The organism is Pseudomonas sp. (assembly GCF_050739995.1).
Classification (GTDB): Bacteria; Pseudomonadota; Gammaproteobacteria; order Pseudomonadales; family Pseudomonadaceae; genus Aquipseudomonas.
Window position 1 is genome coordinate 1 of sequence record NZ_JBOICG010000274.1, and the last position, 4,022, is coordinate 4,022.

1 protein-coding gene is annotated in these 4,022 nt (G+C 61.5%); it reads left to right on the top strand.

Annotation, left to right across the window (positions count from 1 at the left end):
• The first annotated feature begins 177 nt into the window (after positions 1–177).
• Positions 178–3,900: an autotransporter domain-containing protein gene (locus ACRESD_RS09380; protein WP_431750660.1), complete on the top strand. Its 3,723-nt coding sequence runs from the start codon at positions 178–180 to the stop codon at positions 3,898–3,900.
• Positions 3,901–4,022 lie beyond the last annotated feature (122 nt).

Below are 4,022 nucleotides of genomic sequence, written 5' to 3' on the forward strand. Positions count from 1 at the left end.
GTTACATTTTTTGCCGCTGCCAAAACAATAAGAACGCTGCGTGACCCCGTCGGAAAACCACCTCATTCATTCGACGAAATCTTGAAAACCCTCATGGGTTTTTCGCGTGACCCTGCCTATTACAAAAAGCCCGATACATCGCTCATTGACGACGCACATATCCAAAGGGAAAGGAAAATGGACGTAGCAGGTAATGGCTTCATTTTGTCTCAACGCAAGCGCTTCAAATCGATACCGCTCACCCCTATCGCACTCGGGCTGGCTTTATGGCTAGGCCAAGGCCCAATGGCCTGGGCGGATGACAGCAACCCCTACACGGCTCAAGTGCTGGAGTCGGCCTTCCGCAAAGCGGTCGCCTCGTTCGGCCCCAACACCGATGTGTACAAGAACCTACGGTTCGCATTTCCGGATATCGTCGACCTTGCCGCAAAGGATTTTGCAGCCCAGTCCGCCAAGTTCGATTCAGCCCTCAAGCAAAACTATGAGCTGCAACCGGAAAACCTCACCATCGGTGCCATGCTCGGCGACACCAAGCGGCCGCTGGACTACGCCTCGCGGCTGGATTACTACCGCAGCCGGCTGTTCAGCAACAGCGGCCGCTACACCACCAATATTCTCGATTTCTCCAAGGCCATCATCGCCAACCTGCCGGCTGCCAAGCCCTACACCTATGTAGAACCGGGCGTCAGCAGCAACCTGAACGGGCAACTCAACGCCGGCCAGTCCTGGGCCGCCGCCACCCGTGACTGGAGCGCCAACGCACAAACCTGGAAGACTCCCGAAGCCGAGGTCAACTCCGGTCTGGACCGCACCAACGCTTATTACGCCTATGCCTTGGGCATGACCGGCAAGGGCGTGAATGTCGGCGTGCTCGACTCAGGCATCCTCACAGAACACTTCGAATTCCAGGGCAAGAATGCCCAGGGCCAGGACCGGGTGCAGGCGGTGACGGCGACCGGTGAGTACTACGCCACCCATCCGCGTTATATCCACGACACCCCGGACGGCGAGTTTCAGAAGGGTGAGCACTTCAGTATTTCCGGTGAGTACGACCCCACCATCAACGACGGTCATGGTACGGAAATGTCCGGTGTGCTGGGCGCCAGTCGCAACGGCACTGGCATGCATGGCATTGCCTTTGACGCGAACATTTTTGTCGCCAATACCGGCGGCACCGACGACAACCGTTTCCAGGGCTCCAACGACTTGGACTACAACGCGTTCATGGCCAGCTACAACGCCCTCGCCGCGAAGAACGTGTCGATCGTCAACCAGAGCTGGGGGCAGAACTCGCGCAATGACGTGGAAAACCACTTCGGTAATGTCGGCGACAGCGCGGCGGATAACCTGCGTGACATGAAGGCCGCCTATCGCCCATTCTGGGACAAGGCTCACGCCGGTCAGAAAACCTGGATGGACGCCATGGCCGACGCAGCTCGGCAAAACACCTTTATCCAGATCATCTCGGCAGGCAACGACAGCCACGGCGCCAACCCGGACACCAACGCCAACCTGCCGTTTTTCAAGCCGGATATCGAAACCAAGTTCCTCTCGATCACCGGCTATGACGAGACCAGTGCCCAGGTCTACAACCGTTGCGGCACCTCGAAATGGTGGTGCGTGATGGGCGTTTCAGGGATTCCGTCCACTGGGCCCGAAGGGGAAATCATCCCCAACGCCAACGGCACATCCGCCGCTGCACCGAGCGTCTCGGGCGCCCTGGCGCTGGTGATCCAACGCTTCCCCTACATGACCGCGAGCCAGGCCCGGGATGTGTTGCTGACCACCTCCAGCCTGCAAGCACCGGATGGCCCGGACACCCCGGTGGGCAACCTGACCGGTGGCCGCACCTACGACAACCTGCAACCGGTGCACGATGCCGCGCCGGGCACGCCACAAGTGCCGGGAGTGGTCAGTGGCTGGGGCCTGCCCAACCTGCAGAAAGCCATGCAAGGGCCGGGGCAGTTCCTGGGTTCGGTGGCGGTGGCCTTGCCTTCGGCTACGCGTGACATCTGGGCCAACCCTATTTCCGATGAGGCCATTCGCGCTCGCCGTGTAGAAGACGCCACCGAGCAGGCGACCTGGGCGGCGACCAAACAGCAAAAAGGCTGGCTCAATGGCCTGCCCACCAATGCCTCGGCGGATGATCAGTTCGAGTACGAGATCGGCAGCGCACGGGAGCAAGCTACCCTGGCCCGGGGCAAGGATTTGCTCACCGGCAACACCTATGTCGGCAGCCTGGCCAAGTCCGGAGACGGCGAACTGGTACTGGAAGGCCATAACACGTACTCGGGCAGTACCTGGGTGCGTGGCGGCAAGCTGTCGGTGGACGGCTCGCTGACCTCCGCCGTGACAGTCGACGGCAGCGCCGTGGGCACACGGAATGCGGATAACGGCGTGGCGACCACGTTGGGCGGCACACTGGCCGGCAACGGCACGGTGGGTGCCTTGACCGTCAACAGCGGCGGTCGCGTGGCACCAGGGCATTCGATTGGCACGCTGCACACGGGTGACGTGACCTTCAACCCAGGCTCGGTGTACGCCGTCGAAGTGGGCCCCAATGGGCGCAGCGACCAGATCCAGAGCAGCGGTGTCGCGACCCTCAACGGCGGTGTGGTGACCGTGTCCCTGGAGAACAGCCCCAACCTGCTGTCCGCCAGCGAAGCACGCAGCCTGCTGGGTCAGCAGTTCAACATCCTCAGCGCCAGCCAGGGCATCAACGGCCAGTTTGCCGCGATCACCCCCAACTACCTGTTTATCGGCACTCAGCTTAACTATCAGCCGAATCAACTGAGCCTGGCGGTGGCGCGAAACCAGACGACCTTCGCCAGCGTTGCGCAAACTCGCAACGAACGCGCGGTAGCGACGGCGGCCGAGGCCTTGGGTGCTGGCAGCCCTGTGTATGAAAGCCTGTTGGCTTCCGACTCGGCGGTGCAGGCGCGAGAGGCGTTCAAGCAACTGTCCGGGCAATTGCACTCGGACGTGGCAGCGGCGCACATGGCTGACAGCCGCTACCTGCGTGAAGCGGTCAACGGCCGCCTGCAACAGGCCCAGGCACTGGATTCCAGCGCGCAGATCCAGGCCAGCGACAACGGTGGTTGGGTGCAGTTGCTGGGCGGTCGCAACAACGTCAGTGGTGACAACAATGCCAGTGGTTATTCGTCGTCCACCAGCGGTGTGCTGCTGGGCCTGGATACCGAGGTCGGCGACGGCTGGCGTGTGGGCGCCGCTACCGGCTATACCCAGAGTCACCTCAATGGCGCATCGGCTTCGGCGGACAGCGACAACTATCACCTGTCGATCTACGGTGGTAAACGCTTCGACGCGATTGCCCTGCGCCTGGGCGGCGGTACCACGTGGCACCGTATCGACGCCTCGCGCCGTGTGGCCTATGCCAACCAGTCGGATTACGACAAAGCTGACTACAACGCCCGTACTGACCAAGTGTTCGGAGAGATCGGCTACACCCAATGGAGCCAGTTCGAACCCTTTGCCAACCTCACTTACCTGAACTATCAGAGCGACTCGTTCAAGGAAAAAGGCGGCGCCGCAGCCTTGCATGCCAGCAAGCAAAGCCAGGATGCCACGCTCTCCACACTGGGCTTGCGCGCACATACCCAATTGCCGATCAGCTCGACGTCGGCGGTGACGTTGCGCGGTGAGTTGGGTTGGGAGCATCAGTTCGGTGATACCGATCGCGAAGCCTCCTTGAAGTTCGCCGGCAGCGACACGGCATTTGCGGTCAACAGCGTGCCCGTAGCCCGCGATGGTGCGGTGATCAAAGCCAGCGCGGAAATGGCCTTGACCCCGGACACACTGGTGTCCTTGAGCTACAGCGGTTTGCTGTCCAACCGGGGTAACAACAACGGGATCAATGCCGGGTTTACCTTCCGCTTCTGACCCTGGCTGTCGTACAGGAAGGCGTAGTGGAACCCTTCCTCTGTAGTGAGCGGGCTTGCCCCGCGCTGGGCGGCGAAGCCGCCCCAATAAGGTCGCCGCGTTGTACCAGGTACACCGCGGTG